We start from the raw sequence: 17339 nt of genomic DNA on the forward strand, positions 1-17339 counted from the left end.
GATCAGAACAAATCGATCGGCGCCGCTTCATCCGCAGGCAGTGGGCTGCCCGGTGCAGTGCCGTTGCCCAGCTCGTTCGCCGACGGTGGCGTGTCTTCGGCCTTGAACAGCTCAAAGTAGGCGCCTGGCGTGCCTGGGGTGGCTGCACGGCCGCTGATCGGGTCGACTCGCAGGCTGAGAATGCCTTCCGGCTCTGTCTGCGTATGTGGCGGCTTGTCTTTGAGTGCGGCGCCCATGTAGTTCATCCAGATCGGCAGGGCGACGGTACCGCCGAACTCCTTGCGACCCAGGCTTTCAGGCTGATCGAAACCGGTCCAGACAGTTGTGACGTAATCAGCGTTGTAGCCAGAGAACCAGGCGTCCTTGGACTCGTTGGTGGTACCGGTCTTGCCCGCAATGTCGCTGCGGCCCAAGGCCAGGGCGCGGCGGCCGGTGCCGAGTTTGATGACGTCCTCGAGCATGCTGTTGAGGATGAAAGTGGTGCGACCATCGACGATGCGCTCGGCCACGGCCGGGGTTTGTGGCGCTGGCTGGGCGGTCAAGGCTTCGCCCGGGGTTGCGTTGACGGTGAAGGTGTTGGCCGCGACAGGGGCGGCGATGCCGTCCGTGGCGACGTTGCCTTTCGGGACGCTCGGCGGGTTGGCGACGAACAGCGTGTCGCCATTGCGGCTTTCGATCTTGTCGATGATGTAGGGGCTGATCTTGTAGCCGCCGTTGGCGAAAGTGCTCCAGCCGGTGGCGATTTCCATTGGCGTCAGCGTCGCGGTGCCCAGGGCCAGGGACAGGTTGCGTGGCAGGTCCTGCTTGTTGAAGCCGAACTTGCTGATGTAGTCGATGGTGCGGTCAACGCCCAGCGCTTGCAGCAAGCGGATCGACACCAGGTTGCGCGACTTGTAGAGCGCCTCACGCATACGGATCGGGCCGAGGAACGTGTTGGTGTCGTTCTTTGGACGCCAGACCTTGTCCAGGTACTCGTCGACGAACACGATCGGTGCGTCGTTCACCAGGCTGGCGGCGGTGTAGCCGTTATCCAGCGCGGCACTGTAGACGAACGGCTTGAAGCTCGAACCCGGCTGGCGCTTGGCCTGCATGGCGCGGTTGTAGTTGCTCTGTTCAAAGGCGAAGCCGCCGACCAGGGAGCGAATGGCACCGTTCTGCGGATCGAGGGAAACCAGTGCGCCCTGTGCCTGCGGGATCTGGCTGAATTTCAGCGAGTTGTCCGGCTGGCGCTGCACACGAATCAGGTCGCCGACCTGGGCGACGTCCGAAGGCTGCTTCGGATTGGCGCCCATGCTGTTGGTGTTCAGGAACGGACGCGCCCATTTCATGCTGTCCCAGCCGACGTGTTCGTCACCGGTACGGGTCATCACTTGCAGGCCCGTCTTGTCGACCTGGGTGACGATGGCAGGTTCAAGGCTGCTGATGGTGCGCTGTTTGGTCAGCTCGGTTGTCCAGGCCTCGCGAGTCTTGCCCGGCAGGCGCGACTCCGGGCCGCGATAACCATGACGCTGGTCGTAGGTCATCAACCCTTCGTGGACCGCGGTGTTGGCCATTTCCTGCAGGTTGCTCGGCACCGTGGTGGTGACGCGGAAACCTTCGGTATAGGCGTCGCTGCCATAACGGCCGACCATTTCGGCGCGGGCCATTTCAGCGATGTACGGCGCATTCACTTCCGGGGTCGGCACGTGATAACTGGCGTTCAGCGGTTCGTTGATCGCGGTGGTGTAGTCGGCTTCGGTGATTTTGCCGAGCTTGTACATGCGCCCAAGGATCCAGTCGCGACGTTCCTTGCTGCGGGCCGGGTTGGCCAGCGGGTTGAAGCGCGAAGGGGCTTTCGGCAGGCCGGCGATCATCGCCATTTGGGCCAGACTGACGTCACGAATCGACTTGCCGTAGTAAACCTGCGCGGCGGCCTCGATGCCGTAGGCGCGGTTGCCCAGATAGATCTTGTTGACGTACAACTCAAGAATCTCGTCTTTGGTCAACTGCCGTTCGATCTGCAGGGCCAGGAGAATTTCGGTGGTTTTGCGCGAGAAGCTGCGTTCGCTGGTCAGGAAGAAGTTCTTCGCCACCTGCATGGTGATGGTGCTGCCGCCGGACTGAATGTGTCCGCTTTTTACCAACTGGGTGGCCGCGCGCATGAGGCTGCTGGGGTCGACGCCGTAGTGGTTGGCGAAGTTGTCGTCTTCAGCACTTAGTAACGCATTAATGAAATTGGGGGGAATGTCGGCGAACCGGATCGGTGTGCGGCGCATTTCGCCAAATTCTGCGATCAGCTTGTTGTCGCTGCTGTAGACCCGCAAAGGAATCTGCAACTGGATGCTTCTCAGCGCCTCCACGGATGGCAAACCCGGACTAAGGTAGAGAAAGGCGCCGCTAAGACCGAGGAGCAGTCCGCAGAAAACGGCGACGATGGACCAACCGAAAAATTTCAGCAGACGAATCAAGGCTTTTGGACATCCAGGGCAAAGAATGAATTTGGCATCAGGGTTCAGATAAACAGGGAACGACCCGCGCTTGAAGTAAAAACCGGAAAAAAACGCTGGGCATTATAAGCATTTTTCCGTCGGCGGCGTCATTTGCGCTGCTGTCAAGACGGGTGGTTTGAACGCAACGGATATTACAGAGTCCGTAAGACACGGATAGTCATAGGGAATTGGTAGTGCTAGGACTCTTCAATAAAAAGGCCAACACGCTTCTGGGGATCGACATCAGCTCCACGTCGGTCAAGCTTCTGGAGCTAAGCCGCCAGGGCGACCGTTATCGGGTCGAGGCCTATGCGGTGGAACCTTTGCCCACCAATGCGGTGGTCGAGAAAAATATCGCCGAGCTCGAAGGCGTAGGGCAGGCACTCGCGCGGGTGCTGCTCAAGGCCAGAACCAACCTCAAGAACGTCGCCGTGGCCGTGGCCGGTTCGGCGGTGATCACCAAGACTATCGAAATGGACGCCGGTCTTTCCGACGACGAAATGGAAAACCAGCTGAAGATCGAGGCCGATCAATACATCCCTTATCCATTGGACGAAGTGGCCATCGACTTTGAGGTCCAGGGCGTTTCTGCGCGCAACCCCGAGCGAGTCAATGTGCTGCTGGCGGCCTGTCGCAAGGAAAACGTCGAGGTCCGGGAAGCGGCCCTGGCCCTGGCCGGCCTGACAGCCCGCGTGGTCGACGTCGAGGCCTATGCGCTGGAGCGTTCCTACGGATTGCTGGCGAGCCAACTGGCTGCTTCTCAGGAGCGTCTGACGGTAGCGGTGGTCGATATCGGCGCCACCATGACCACTCTGAGCGTGCTGCACCAGGGGCGGATCATCTACACCCGCGAGCAATTGTTCGGCGGTCGTCAACTGACAGAGGAAATCCAGCGACGTTATGGCCTGACCGTTGAGCAGGCGGGGCTGGCGAAGAAGCAGGGTGGTTTGCCGGACGATTACGTCAGTGAGGTGTTGCAGCCGTTTCGCGATGCGCTGGTGCAGCAGGTGTCGCGTTCGTTGCAGTTTTTCTTCGCCTCCGGTCAGTACAACTCGGTTGATCACATCCTGCTGGCCGGCGGTACCGCCTCGGTCCCGGGGCTGGATCGGTTGATCGAGCAACGATTGGGTACGCCGACGCAAGTGGCCAACCCATTCGCCGACATGGCCCTAGGCAGCAAGGTCAACGCGGGTGCCCTGGCCAGCGATGCGCCGGCACTGATGATCGCCTGCGGGCTGGCCCTCAGGAGTTTCGACTGATGGCGCGGATCAATCTTTTACCCTGGCGCGAAGAGCAGCGTGAAGCGCGCCGCAAACGCTTTTTGCTGACGCTGGTCGGTGTGATGGTGGGGGCCGTGGGCGCGGTGCTGATCGCGAACCAGGCCATCAGTGGCGCTATCGATCGGCAAGTGGCTCGTAACGATTACATCGGCAAACAGATTGCCGTGGTCGACGAGCGGATTAAACAGATCAGCGATTTGAAGTCCCGTCGCCAGCAACTGGTCGAGCGCATGCGCATCATTCAGGACCTGCAAGGCAACCGGCCGATCAGCGGGCGTATTTTCGATCAACTGGCGCGGACGCTGCCTGACGGCGTGTATTTCACTGAGGTGAAAATGGCCGGCAAGTCCCTGTCCATCACTGGAGCGGCGGAGTCCAACAATCGTGTGTCAGACCTGATGCGCAATCTGGATGCGTCCGATTGGTTTGATGCGCCCAGCCTCACGGAAGTCAAAGCGACGACCGCCGGTCAGCTGGATCAGGCCAACGTCTTTCAGCTGACCGTTCGTCAGACTCAGCCCGCCGCTGCGGAGGGCGGCAAATGAGGCTGTCTGACTGGTTCGAAGGCCTGCGCAAGATCGACATCAATGACCTGGACACCAATAACATGGGTTCCTGGCCGCCAGCCATCAAGGCACTGGCGGGTATCCTGCTCATGATTCTGGTGCTTTCACTGGGCTACAGTTTTTCCATCAGCGACCTTCAGAGCCATCTCGAACTCAAGCGCGAGGAAGAGTCGACCCTCAAGGAGCAATTCGCCAGCAAAGCCCGCATGGCGGCGAATCTGGAGCTGTATACGCAGCAGATGAAGGAAATGGAGAACTCCTTTGGTGTGCTGCTGCGGCAATTGCCCAGTGACACCGAAGTGCCCGGCCTGCTGGAGGACATCACTCGCACCGGCCTGGGCAGTGGCCTGGAGTTCGAAGAGATCAAACTGCTGCCGGAGAACACGCAGCAGTTCTACATCGAGTTGCCGATCCAGATCACCGTCACCGGTGCCTATCATGACCTGGCCACCTTCGTCAGCGGCGTCGCCGGGCTGCCACGGATTGTCACCCTGCATGACTTCGACCTTGCGCCGGCCAACCCGGAAGGTGGTCCGAAGTTGCGCATGAGCATCCTCGCCAAGACCTACCGCTACAACGACAAGGGGCTGCAAAAATGAGCCCGATTCGTTGTCTTTCGATGGTTGTGTTGGTCGCCGGCCTGGCCGGTTGCGGCAGCGACAATGACTTCAGCGACCTGGATGCATACATGAACGAAATGCGTTTGCGTGCGCCCGGCAAGATTGAACCAACGCCGACATTTCGGTCTTACCCAACATTCACCTACAGCGCCGCCAACCTGCGAAGCCCGTTTTCCCGACAGATCAGAGTCGATCTGACCGGCCAGAAACACGGCTCGCGCAACGTCAAACCTGACCCGAATCGGGTCAAGCAGTACCTCGAAGGTTTCAACATCGAGCAGTTTGAAATGGTCGGAACGATCGCCAATGCGACCGGCTCCTTTGCGCTTCTGCGCGGGGCGGGCGGGGTGCATCGGTTGAAAGTCGGCGATTACCTGGGGCGTAACGATGGGCGGATCGTCGCCATCAGTGGCTCGCAGGTCGATGTGGTCGAAATCGTTCCCGACGGCGAAGGCGCCTGGCTGGAGCGGCCGCGGACCATCCCTTTGAAAGAGCACTCATAGTGGAACTCGAATAATGAACAGGATTTTCTCAACCTTCGGTATTTCGCTATGGATAGCGTTGCTGTCGCCGATGGTACTAGCGGCCAACCTCAAAGCGCTGGATGTCGCCGCGCTGCCGGGGGACCGCGTCGAGTTGAAGTTGTCGTTCGATGGGCCGCCACCGCCGCCTCACGGTTACACCACGGAATCGCCTGCACGGATTGCGCTGGATCTGCCCGGCGTCGTCAGTCAGCTGAAAAGCAAAAATCGTGACCTTGGCGGCGGAAATGCCCGCAGCGCCACAGTGGTGGAAGCCAAGGACCGTACGCGACTGATCATCAATCTGACCCAGCTGACTCCGTACAACACACGGGTCGAAGGCAACACGCTGTTCGTGGTGGTAGGGCAAGGCGCCAACAAAGCGAGCCCGGCGCCCAAAACGCCGCGCGCAGCGACTGCAACGCCGGCCCCGGCGAAAGCCTATGCGCCGGTGGGTAAGGCTATTCGGGGGGTGGATTTCCAGCGCGGTACTCAGGGCGAAGGCAATGTGGTCATCGATCTGTCGGATCCCTCCATCGCCCCGGACATTCAGGAGCGCGACGGCAAGATCATCCTCGGTTTCGCTAAGACTCAATTGCCTGAGCCGTTGCGTGTACGTCTGGACGTCAAGGATTTCGCCACACCGGTGCAGTACGTCAACGCCAGCGCCACGGGTGATCGGGCCACGATCAGCATTGAGCCCAGCGGCGCCTTCGATTATTCGACTTACCAGACCGACAACAAGCTGACCGTCAGCATCCGGCCGATGACCGTCGATGACTTGCAGAAACGCAACACCGAACGCTTCGCCTACACCGGTGAAAAGCTCTCGCTGAATTTCCAGGACATCGATGTGCGTTCGGTGCTGCAACTGATCGCCGATTTCACCAATCTCAATCTGGTAGCCAGCGACACGGTGCAGGGCGGCATCACGCTGCGTTTGCAGAACGTACCGTGGGATCAGGCGCTGGATCTGGTGTTGAAAACCAAGGGCCTGGATAAACGCATGATCGGTAACGTTTTGCTGGTGGCGCCGGCCGATGAAATTTCCGCCCGCGAGCGTCAGGAACTGGAGTCGCAGAAGCAGATTGCTGACCTGGCGCCCCTGCGTCGGGAACTGTTGCAGGTCAACTACGCCAAAGCTGCCGATATCGCCAAGCTGTTCCAGTCGGTGACCAGTGCCGAGGCAAAAGCCGACGAGCGGGGCTCGATCACGGTGGATGAGCGGACCAACAACATCATTGCCTACCAGACCCAGGATCGCCTCGACGAGCTGCGCCGTATCGTCGCGCAACTGGATATCCCGGTGCGTCAGGTGATGATCGAGGCGCGCATCGTCGAAGCCAACGTCGACTATGACAAAAGCCTCGGTGTGCGCTGGGGCGGTTCGTTGCAGAACAAGGGTAACTGGAACACCTCGGGCGTCAGCAATAGTGGGGCTAATGCTTCGTCGACCATCGGTACGCCTGGCAGCACCAGCACCAACTCGCCATTCGTCGACCTGGGCACCGCCGCCAACACCTCGGGGCTCGGCATCGCGTTCATCACCGACAACGTGCTGCTGGATCTCGAACTGACGGCCATGGAGAAGACCGGTAACGGCGAAATTGTTTCGCAGCCCAAGGTGGTCACCTCGGACAAGGAAACGGCGAAAATCCTCAAGGGCACGGAGATTCCCTATCAGGAAGCCAGCTCCAGCGGCGCTACCTCGGTGTCGTTCAAGGAGGCCTCGCTGTCTCTGGAAGTGACGCCCCAGATCACTCCGGACAACCGGATCATCATGGAGGTCAAGGTCACCAAGGACGAACCGGACTACCTGAACAAGGTGCAGGATGTCCCGCCGATCAAGAAAAACGAGGTCAATGCCAAGGTCCTGGTCAACGACGGCGAGACCATCGTGATTGGCGGGGTTTTCTCAAATACTCAGAGCAAGGTTGTAGATAAGGTGCCATTTCTCGGTGATGTGCCGTATCTTGGCCGCCTTTTCCGGCGTGACGTGGTTTCGGAGAAAAAATCCGAGCTGCTGGTATTTCTCACTCCGCGTATCATGAATAACCAGGCGATTGCTGTGAGTCATTGATTCTGTGCGAAATTTGATTCTTGTTGGACCGATGGGTGCTGGAAAAAGCACCATCGGCCGGTTGCTGGCCAAAGAGCTACGCCTGCCGTTCAAAGATTCCGATAAGGAAATTGAATTGCGCACGGGCGCCAATATCCCGTGGATTTTCGATAAGGAAGGCGAACCGGGCTTTCGTGACCGCGAGCAGGCGATGATTGCCGAGCTGTGCGGGTGCGACGGCGTGGTGCTGGCGACCGGTGGCGGCGCGGTGATGCGCGAGGCCAATCGTCGGGCGCTGCACGCCGGGGGGCGGGTGGTCTATCTGCATGCGTCTGTCGAGCAGCAGGTGGGCCGCACTTCCCGCGATCGCAATCGACCCCTGTTGCGTACTGCCGATCCGGCCAAGACCCTTCGGGATCTGCTGGCGATCCGCGATCCGCTTTATCGTGAAATCGCCGATCTGGTGGTGGAAACCGATGAGCGGCCGCCGCGAATGGTGGTACTCGATATTCTCGAACGCTTGCAGCAGCTACCTCCCCGTTAAAGCGCAGCGCGAAATGCGCTATCCTCGGCGTCCTGTCATGGCCGCTCAAGGTTGTGGCGGATGGCTACCGAACGGCGTCACACCAGCAGGCGCCGTGGATATCAGTTAATTCAAGGCAGGACGCCTGATTCCATCTTCACTGTGGGGACACATGCAGACACTCAAGGTCGATCTAGGCGAGCGCAGCTACCCGATTCATATTGGCGAAGGTTTGTTGGATCAGCCTGAGCTGCTGGCCCCGCATATTCGCGGACGGCAAGTGGCGATCATCTCCAACGAGACCGTTGCGCCGCTCTATCTCGAGCGTCTGACCCGCAGCCTCGCACAGTTCTCGGTGGTTTCCGTGGTGCTGCCGGACGGCGAAGCGTTCAAGACCTGGGAAACCCTGCAGCTGATTTTCGACGGTCTGCTGACCGCGCGGCACGATCGCCGCACCACAGTGATCGCCCTCGGCGGCGGCGTGATTGGTGACATGGCCGGTTTCGCGGCTGCCTGCTACCAGCGCGGTGTCGATTTCATCCAGGTCCCGACCACGCTGCTGTCGCAAGTCGACTCTTCGGTGGGCGGCAAGACCGGGATCAACCATCCGCTGGGCAAGAACATGGTCGGCGCTTTCTATCAGCCGAATGTGGTGCTGATTGATACCGCTACCCTCAATACCCTGCCGGCCCGCGAACTGTCCGCCGGGCTTGCTGAAGTCATCAAATACGGGCTGATCTGCGACGAGCCGTTCCTGACCTGGCTTGAAGAAAACGTCGATCGCCTGCGCGCCCTGGACCAGGTCGCCCTGACTTACGCCATCGAGCGCTCTTGCGCGGCCAAGGCTGCGGTGGTCGGTGCCGACGAACGGGAGACCGGTGTTCGCGCCACGCTCAACCTGGGTCACACCTTCGGCCATGCCATCGAAACCCACATGGGCTATGGTGTTTGGCTACATGGTGAGGCGGTCGCTGCTGGCACCGTAATGGCCTTGGAAATGTCCGCGCGCCTGGGCTGGATCAGCGAGCAAGAACGCGATCGCGGCATTCGTCTGTTCCAGCGTGCCGGCCTGCCGGTCATTCCGCCTGAAGAGATGACTGAAGCCGATTTTCTCGAACACATGGCAATTGACAAGAAAGTGATCGACGGTCGTTTGCGCCTGGTGCTGCTGCGCCACATGGGCGAAGCGGTGGTGACCGACGATTATCCGAAAGAGGTTTTACAGGCCACGCTGGGAGCGGATTACCGCGCTCTGGCTCAGCTTAAAGGTTAATAAGATCCCGATGACTAGTTTGCACGCCGACGAGGCTTTCCTCGGCCATTACCAGTTGAGTCATGACCCTTTTTCTCCACGGGTGCCTGGCTTCAAATTCTTCCCGGCCCAGCGCAAACCGGTGCTGGGGCAGCTGCATCACCTGGCACGCTACAGTCAGTTGCTGCTGGTCGTCACCGGCCCGCAAGGCAGTGGCAAGACGCTGTTGCGTCAGGCCCTGGTGGCCAGCACCAACAAACAGTCGGTGCAGAGCGTGGTGGTTTCCGCCCGTGGCGCCGGTGATTCGGCCGGCGTGCTGCGTCAGGTGGCTCAGGCGCTGAACGTCGCCCAGGCCGAGATCGGCGCGATTCTGGCTCAAGTGGTGCAGCTTGCACTGACGGGGCAGGAAGTCTATTTGCTGGTGGATGACGCCGAGCAACTCGATGAGTCCGCGCTGGAAGCCTTGCTGGCCCTGGCTGCCGGTGCACCGGAAGGTCGCCCGCATGTGTTCCTGTTCGGCGAGTCGTCGTTGATTGCTCAACTGGATGCGCTGAGCCTCGAGGAAGAGCGTTTCCACGTCATCGAATTGCAGCCTTACACCGAAGAAGAAACCCGCGAATATCTGGACCAGCGGCTCGAAGGCGCCGGCCGGGGTATCGAACTTTTCACCGCAGATCAGATCTCTGATATTCACGAAAGCTCCGACGGTTGGCCTGGCACCATCAACCAGGTTGCCCGCGATGCAATGATCGAAGCCATGATTGCCAGCCGCTCAGCGGTGAAGCGTCCAAGTATGGGGTTCAACATGCCGAAGAAACACGTATTGGCGATTTCCGCCGTTGTCGTGGTCGCGGTAGCTGCCGCCTGGTTGATGCCGGGTCGCAGCAAAGCACCGACCACTGGCGCACCTGTCAACGAACAGGCGCAACTGCCGCTCGGCCAGGGCACGCCGCAACCTAATAGCGGCGGCGCGCCTGCCGTCGAATTCGCCGGTAACTCGCAACCGATGCCATTGCCGCTGGTCGGCAACTCGCAGCCGGTCATGCGCGGTCCGTTGGCCGAAGCTGCCGGTGGCATCACCGAAGGCGATGACGGCGTGCCGGTCGAAGGTTCGAGCGCTACACCGCCGACCGTGACCACCACCGCGCCTCCAGCAGGTCTGTCGGCCGGTCCTGCTCCGACCCCTGCTGCCAAGCCAGCGCCAGCGCCGACTCAGGTTGCGACTGCCAAGCCAGCCCCGGTTGCGCCTGCCGTGAAGCCGGCTCCAGCGCCAGCCAAGCCAGCCGCCGCTGCTGCTGCTGCCGCCAAGCCTGCCGAAAAACCAGCCACCGTGGCCAAGGCCGCTGGTGGCACTTGGTACGCCGGACAACCGACGAGCAACTACGTGGTGCAGATCCTCGGCACCAGCTCCGAAGCGGCAGCGCAAAGCTTCGTGAAAGAGCAGGGTGGCGAGTACCGTTATTTCAAGAAAGTCCTCAATGGCAAGCCGCTTTACGTCATCACCTACGGTAACTTCGCCAACCGCGATGCAGCCGTTACCGCCATCAAGGCCTTGCCAGCGAAGGTTCAGGCTGGTAAACCTTGGCCTCGCACTGTCGCCAGCGTCCAACAGGAACTGGCAACAACTCGCTGAAGATTCGGCGGCCTTACCCAGGCCGCCTCTCCCGGCACCTCAAAATTTCTACAAGTGCATGCCGTCTCTACAGACCGCGTGCCTTGTGGTGTCTGCGTCACAGTAGTCTTTGAGTCGTTGCGGTCAGAATTAAAAAAGTTTTGACTAGCACAGCATATCGCTTTAAACCTTTCACAAATGCGACATAGATTTGCGACATTTCGTCGTCAAATTTGTGAGCCTCTGTGTCGGTGTGTACAATGACCTCCCTTTTGCCCCCGCAAAGCTGGCGTACGTTCGGCGCGGATGGTAAGTGGTTGAATTGAAAAGAAATTTGCCTCGACAAGAGGCAGCCTGGTGAGAAAGTGTCTATGAAAGCAGGTCTGTACCAACCAGATGAATTCAAGGATAACTGCGGTTTCGGCCTGATAGCCCATATGCAGGGCGAGCCCAGTCATACCCTTTTGCAAACGGCCATCGAGGCCCTGACCTGCATGACCCACCGCGGTGGGATCAACGCCGACGGCAAGACCGGTGACGGTTGCGGTCTGCTGATTCAAAAGCCGGATGTGTTCCTGCGAGCCATCGCCCAGGAAACCTTCGGCGTCGAACTGCCCAAGCAATATGCGGTGGGCATGGTCTTCTTCAACCAGGACCCGGTCAAAGCCGAAGCCGCTCGCGAGAACATGAACCGCGAGATCCTCGCTGCAGGCCTGACCCTCGTCGGCTGGCGCAAAGTGCCGATCGACACCAGCGTCCTCGGTCGCCTGGCCCTTGAGCGCCTGCCGCAGATCGAACAAGTGTTCATCGCCGGCGATGGCCTGAGCGATCAGGACATGGCCGTCAAGCTGTTCACCTCACGTCGGCGCTCGTCCGTGGCCAACGCCGCCGACGCCGATCACTACGTCTGCAGCTTTTCCCACAAGACGATCATTTATAAAGGCCTGATGATGCCGGCGGATTTGACCGCCTTCTATCCAGACCTCAGCGACCAGCGCCTGCAAACCTCGATTTGCGTGTTCCACCAGCGCTTCTCGACCAACACCCTGCCGAAATGGCCGCTGGCTCAGCCGTTCCGCTTCCTCGCCCACAACGGCGAGATCAACACCATTACCGGCAACCGCAACTGGGCCGTGGCCCGTCGCACCAAGTTCACCAATGATCTGATGGACCTGGAAGAACTCGGCCCGCTGGTCAACCGCGTCGGTTCCGACTCCTCCAGCATGGACAACATGCTTGAGCTGATGGTCACCGGTGGTATCGACTTGTTCCGTGGCGTGCGGATGATCATTCCGCCTGCGTGGCAGAACGTCGAAACCATGGACCCGGACCTGCGTGCGTTCTACGAATACAACTCGATGCACATGGAACCGTGGGACGGCCCGGCCGGCGTGGTAATGACCGACGGTCGCTACGCGGTGTGCCTGCTCGACCGTAACGGTCTGCGTCCAGCGCGTTGGGTCACCACCAAGAACGGCTTCATCACCCTGGCCTCGGAAATCGGTGTCTGGAACTACCAGCCTGAAGACGTGATCGCCAAGGGCCGCGTTGGCCCGGGTCAGATCTTCGCCGTGGACACTGAAACCGGCCAGATCCTCGACACCGACGCCATCGACAACCGCTTGAAGTCGCGTCATCCGTACAAGCAATGGCTGCGCAAGAATGCCCTGCGCATTCAGGCGACCATGGAAGACAACGACCACGGTTCGGCGTTCTACGACGTTGACCAGCTCAAGCAGTACATGAAGATGTACCAGGTCACTTTCGAAGAACGTGATCAGGTGCTGCGTCCGCTCGGCGAGCAAGGCTACGAAGCCGTCGGCTCGATGGGCGATGACACGCCGATGGCCGTGCTGTCCCAGCGCGTGCGCACGCCGTACGACTATTTCCGTCAGCAGTTCGCGCAGGTCACCAACCCGCCGATCGACCCGCTGCGCGAAGCCATCGTCATGTCGCTGGAGATCTGCCTCGGTGCCGAGCGCAACATCTTCCAGGAGTCGCCGGAACACGCCTCGCGCGTGATCCTCAGCTCGCCGGTCATTTCCCCGGCCAAGTGGCGCTCGCTGATGAACCTCGATCGTCCGGGCTTCGAGCGCGCGATCATCGACCTCAACTACGACGAAAGCGTCGGCCTCGAAGCGGCGATCCGCAACGTTGCCGATCAGGCTGAAGAAGCTGTGCGCTCCGGTCGTACCCAGGTCGTGCTGAGTGACCGTCACATTGCCCCGGGCAAGTTGCCGATCCACGCTTCCCTGGCCACCGGCGCGGTGCACCACCGCTTGACCGAAAAAGGCCTGCGTTGCGATTCCAACATCCTCGTGGAAACCGCGACGGCTCGCGATCCTCACCACTTTGCAGTGTTGATCGGTTTCGGCGCCTCGGCGGTCTATCCGTTCCTGGCCTACGAAGTGCTGGGCGACCTGATCCGCACCGGTGAAGTCCTGGGCGACCTCTACGAGGTGTTCAAGAACTACCGCAAAGGCATCACCAAAGGTCTGCTGAAGATCCTGTCGAAGATGGGCATCTCGACCATCACGTCGTACCGCGGCGCGCAGTTGTTTGAGGCCATCGGCCTATCTGAAGAAGTCTGCGAGCTGAGCTTCCGTGGCGTGCCAAGCCGCATCAAAGGTGCGCGTTTCGTCGACATCGAAGCCGAGCAGAAAGCCCTGGCCGCCGAAGCCTGGAGCCCGCGCAAGCCGATCCAGCAGGGCGGTCTGCTGAAGTTCGTCCACGGTGGCGAATATCACGCGTACAACCCGGACGTGGTCAACACCCTGCAAGCCGCTGTGCAGCAGGGCGACTACAGCAAGTTCAAGGAATACACGGCGCTGGTGGACAACCGTCCGGTGTCGATGATCCGCGACATGTTCAAGGTCAAAACCCTGGACACGCCGCTGGACATCAGCGAGATCGAACCGCTGGAATCGGTGCTCAAGCGCTTTGACTCTGCGGGCATCTCCCTCGGCGCCTTGTCGCCGGAAGCTCACGAAGCCCTCGCCGAAGCGATGAACCGCCTCGGTGCGCGTTCCAACTCCGGCGAAGGCGGCGAAGACCCGGCGCGTTACGGCACCATCAAGAGCTCGAAAATCAAACAGGTCGCGACTGGCCGTTTCGGCGTGACCCCGGAATACCTGGTCAACGCTGAAGTGCTGCAGATCAAAGTCGCTCAGGGCGCCAAGCCCGGCGAAGGCGGTCAGCTGCCTGGCGGCAAGGTCAACGGTCTGATCGCCAAGCTGCGTTACGCAGTGCCGGGCGTGACCCTGATTTCGCCGCCGCCGCACCACGACATCTATTCGATCGAAGACTTGTCGCAGCTGATTTTCGACCTGAAACAAGTCAACCCGAAGGCCCTGGTCTCGGTGAAGCTGGTTGCAGAAGCGGGCGTCGGCACCATCGCCGCCGGTGTGGCCAAGGCCTACGCGGACTTGATCACCATCTCCGGCTACGACGGTGGCACCGGTGCATCGCCGCTGACCTCGATCAAATACGCGGGCGCTCCGTGGGAACTCGGCCTGGCCGAAACTCACCAGACCCTGCGCGGCAACGACCTGCGCGGCAAAGTCCGGGTGCAGACCGACGGCGGCCTGAAAACCGGCCTCGACGTGATCAAGGCGGCCATCCTCGGCGCTGAAAGCTTCGGCTTCGGCACCGCGCCAATGATCGCGCTGGGCTGCAAATACCTGCGCATCTGCCACTTGAACAACTGCGCCACCGGCGTCGCGACTCAGAATGAGAAGCTGCGCAAGGATCACTACATCGGCACCGTCGACATGGTGGTGAATTTCTTCACCTACGTCGCCGAAGAAACCCGTGAGTGGCTGGCCAAGCTGGGCGTGCGCTCCCTCGAAGAGCTGATCGGCCGTACCGACCTGCTGGACATCCTCGAAGGCCAGACTGCCAAGCAGCAACACCTGGACCTGACGCCGTTGCTGGGTAGCGATCACATCCCGGCAGACAAGCCTCAATTCTGCCAGGTCGAACGCAACCCACCGTTCGACAAAGGCCTGCTGGCCGAGAAAATGGTCGACATGGCCACTTCGGCCATCAACGACATGAGCGGCGCCGATTTCGCGCTGGATATCTGCAACTGCGACCGTTCGATCGGCGCGCGGATTTCCGGTGAAATCGCTCGTAAACACGGCAACCAAGGCATGGCGAATGCGCCGATCACCTTCCGCTTCAAAGGGACGGCCGGTCAGAGCTTCGGCGTGTGGAACGCCGGCGGCCTGAACATGTACCTCGAAGGCGACGCCAACGACTACGTCGGCAAAGGCATGACCGGCGGCAAACTGGTCATCGTTCCGCCGAAGGGCAGCGTCTACAAGACTCAGGACAGTGCCATCATCGGCAACACCTGCCTGTACGGCGCCACTGGCGGCAAGCTGTTCGCCGCCGGTACCGCGGGCGAGCGTTTTGCGGTGCGTAACTCCGGTGCTCACACCGTGGTGGAAGGCACGGGCGATCACTGCTGCGAATACATGACTGGTGGTTTCGTCTGCGTATTGGGCAAGACCGGTTACAACTTCGGCTCAGGCATGACCGGCGGTTTCGCTTACGTGCTCGACCAGGACAACTCCTTCGTTGACCGGGTCAACCACGAATTGGTGGAAATCCAGCGGATCAGCGGTGAGGCGATGGAAGCCTATCGCAGCCACCTGCAACGCGTGCTGAACGAATACGTCGAGGAAACCGACAGCGAGTGGGGTCGTAACCTCGCTGAAAACCTCGATGACTATCTGCGTCGTTTCTGGCTGGTCAAGCCCAAGGCTGCCAACCTGAAATCGTTGCTTTCCAGCACCCGTGCCAACCCGCAGTGATATGCGCCTGAAGAGTTTGATGAGGTTTTAACAATGGCTGAACGTCTGAATAACGACTTCCAGTTCATCGATGTCGGGCGCAAAGATCCGAAGAAGAAACTGTTGCGTCAACGCAAGAAAGAGTTCGTGGAGATCTACGAACCGTTCAAACCCCAGCATTCGGCCGATCAGGCCCACCGCTGCCTGGGTTGCGGTAACCCGTATTGCGAATGGAAGTGCCCGGTGCACAACTTCATTCCGAACTGGCTGAAGCTGGTGGCCGAGGGCAACATCCTCCAGGCCGCCGAGCTGTCGCACCAGACCAACACCCTGCCGGAAGTCTGCGGCCGGGTGTGCCCGCAGGATCGTCTGTGCGAGGGTGCCTGCACCCTCAACGACGGCTTCGGCGCGGTGACCATCGGTTCGGTCGAGAAGTACATCACCGACACCGCGTTCGCCATGGGCTGGCGTCCGGACATGTCCAAGGTCATACCGACCGGCAAGCGTGTTGCGGTGATCGGCGCAGGCCCGGCAGGCCTGGGCTGTGCCGACGTGCTGGTACGCGGCGGCGTGACCCCGGTGGTGTTCGACAAGAACCCGGAAATCGGCGGTCTGCTGACCTTCGGCATCCCGGAGTTCAAGCTGGAAAAGACCGTGCTGAGCAATCGTCGCGAAGTCTTCACCGGCATGGGCATCGAGTTCCGTCTGAACACTGAAGTGGGCAAGGACGTGACCGTCGAGCAACTGCTCGAAGAATACGATGCCGTGTTCATGGGCATGGGCACCTACACCTACATGAAGGGCGGCTTTGCCGGTGAAGACTTGCCGGGCGTGCATGACGCGCTGGACTTCCTGATCGCTAACGTCAACCGCAACCTGGGCTTTGAAAAGTCGCCGGAAGATTTCGTCGACATGAAAGGCAAGAAGGTGGTGGTACTGGGTGGCGGCGACACGGCGATGGACTGCAACCGTACGTCGATCCGCCAGGGCGCCAAGTCGGTGACCTGCGCTTATCGTCGTGACGAAGCGAACATGCCGGGCTCGCGCAAAGAGGTGAAGAACGCCAAGGAAGAAGGGGTGAAATTCCTCTACAACCGCCAGCCAATCGCGATCGTCGGTGAAGACCGCGTCGAAGGCGTGAAGGTGGTCGAGACCCGTCTCGGCGAACCGGATGCCCGCGGCCGTCGCAGCCCCGAGCCGATTCCGGGTTCCGAAGAGATCATCCCGGCTGATGCCGTGGTCATCGCGTTCGGTTTCCGTCCGAGCCCGGCGTCGTGGTTCGAACAGCACAGCATCCAGACCGACAGTCAGGGTCGCGTCGTGGCCCCGGAACAAGGTCAGTACAAGCACCAGACCAGCAACCCGAAAATCTTCGCCGGTGGCGATATGGTTCGTGGTTCTGACCTGGTGGTAACGGCGATCTTCGAAGGCCGCAATGCCGCCGAAGGGATCCTGGATTACCTGGGCGTCTAATCACTTTCCAAAATTGGAATGGGATTAATTGTGGGAGCGAGCCTGCTCGCGAAGGCGGTGGATCAGCCAACAGAGATGTTGACTGTGAAGCCCTCTTCGCGAGCAGGCTCGCTCCCACATTGGTTTTGTGGCGTTGTAAAACTCGTGTTCCTCCGCGACAAATTGACCC

The 17339-nt window shown here is 60.3% G+C and carries 11 protein-coding genes; 10 read left to right on the forward strand and 1 reads right to left on the reverse strand.

Annotated elements, in window-relative coordinates; translation table 11 throughout:
* Positions 1-2: 2 nt before the first annotated feature.
* Positions 3-2444, reverse strand: coding sequence for a penicillin-binding protein 1A (locus ACA059_RS01910; protein ID WP_497634616.1), 2442 nt, complete (start codon positions 2442-2444; stop codon positions 3-5).
* A gap of 218 nt (positions 2445-2662) precedes the next feature.
* Between ACA059_RS01910 and ACA059_RS01915 the strand changes: the two genes are divergently transcribed.
* The 10 genes from ACA059_RS01915 (at position 2663) to ACA059_RS01960 (ending at position 17170) form a co-directional block, all read left to right on the forward strand.
* The gene (locus ACA059_RS01915; protein WP_497632494.1) at positions 2663-3727 is read left to right on the forward strand and encodes a pilus assembly protein PilM; all 1065 of its coding nucleotides are present in this window, start codon (positions 2663-2665) and stop codon (positions 3725-3727) included.
* The gene (locus tag ACA059_RS01920; protein WP_497632496.1) at positions 3727-4293 is read left to right on the forward strand and encodes a PilN domain-containing protein; all 567 of its coding nucleotides are present in this window, start codon (positions 3727-3729) and stop codon (positions 4291-4293) included. The genes ACA059_RS01915 and ACA059_RS01920 overlap by 1 nt, the downstream gene beginning before the upstream one ends.
* Complete coding sequence (gene pilO / locus ACA059_RS01925; RefSeq protein WP_497632497.1) at positions 4290-4913, forward strand: type 4a pilus biogenesis protein PilO; 624 nt, start codon at positions 4290-4292, stop codon at positions 4911-4913. The genes ACA059_RS01920 and pilO overlap by 4 nt, the downstream gene beginning before the upstream one ends.
* Positions 4910-5437: a pilus assembly protein PilP gene (locus ACA059_RS01930; RefSeq protein WP_497632499.1), complete on the forward strand. Its 528-nt coding sequence runs from the start codon at positions 4910-4912 to the stop codon at positions 5435-5437. The genes pilO and ACA059_RS01930 overlap by 4 nt, the downstream gene beginning before the upstream one ends.
* A gap of 13 nt (positions 5438-5450) precedes the next feature.
* On the forward strand, positions 5451-7535 hold the full coding sequence (locus ACA059_RS01935) for a type IV pilus secretin PilQ (RefSeq protein WP_497632500.1): 2085 nt from the start codon (positions 5451-5453) through the stop codon (positions 7533-7535).
* 4 nt (positions 7536-7539) lie between these two features.
* On the forward strand, positions 7540-8058 hold the full coding sequence (gene aroK, locus ACA059_RS01940) for a shikimate kinase AroK (RefSeq protein WP_010464421.1): 519 nt from the start codon (positions 7540-7542) through the stop codon (positions 8056-8058).
* A gap of 151 nt (positions 8059-8209) precedes the next feature.
* Positions 8210-9310, forward strand: a complete 1101-nt coding sequence (gene aroB / locus ACA059_RS01945; RefSeq protein ID WP_497632501.1) for a 3-dehydroquinate synthase — start codon at positions 8210-8212, stop codon at positions 9308-9310.
* Between the two features lie 10 nt (positions 9311-9320).
* Positions 9321-10922 (forward strand): AAA family ATPase, encoded by a 1602-nt coding sequence (locus tag ACA059_RS01950; RefSeq protein ID WP_497632502.1) that lies wholly within the window; start codon positions 9321-9323, stop codon positions 10920-10922.
* Positions 10923-11272: 350 nt separating this feature from the next.
* Positions 11273-15718 (forward strand): glutamate synthase large subunit, encoded by a 4446-nt coding sequence (gene gltB, locus ACA059_RS01955; protein WP_497632503.1) that lies wholly within the window; start codon positions 11273-11275, stop codon positions 15716-15718.
* A gap of 33 nt (positions 15719-15751) precedes the next feature.
* Positions 15752-17170, forward strand: a complete 1419-nt coding sequence (locus tag ACA059_RS01960) for an FAD-dependent oxidoreductase (RefSeq protein WP_008149580.1) — start codon at positions 15752-15754, stop codon at positions 17168-17170.
* Positions 17171-17339: the final 169 nt, after the last annotated feature.

The sequence above is a fragment of the Pseudomonas sp. LBUM1647 genome, assembly GCF_059716175.1.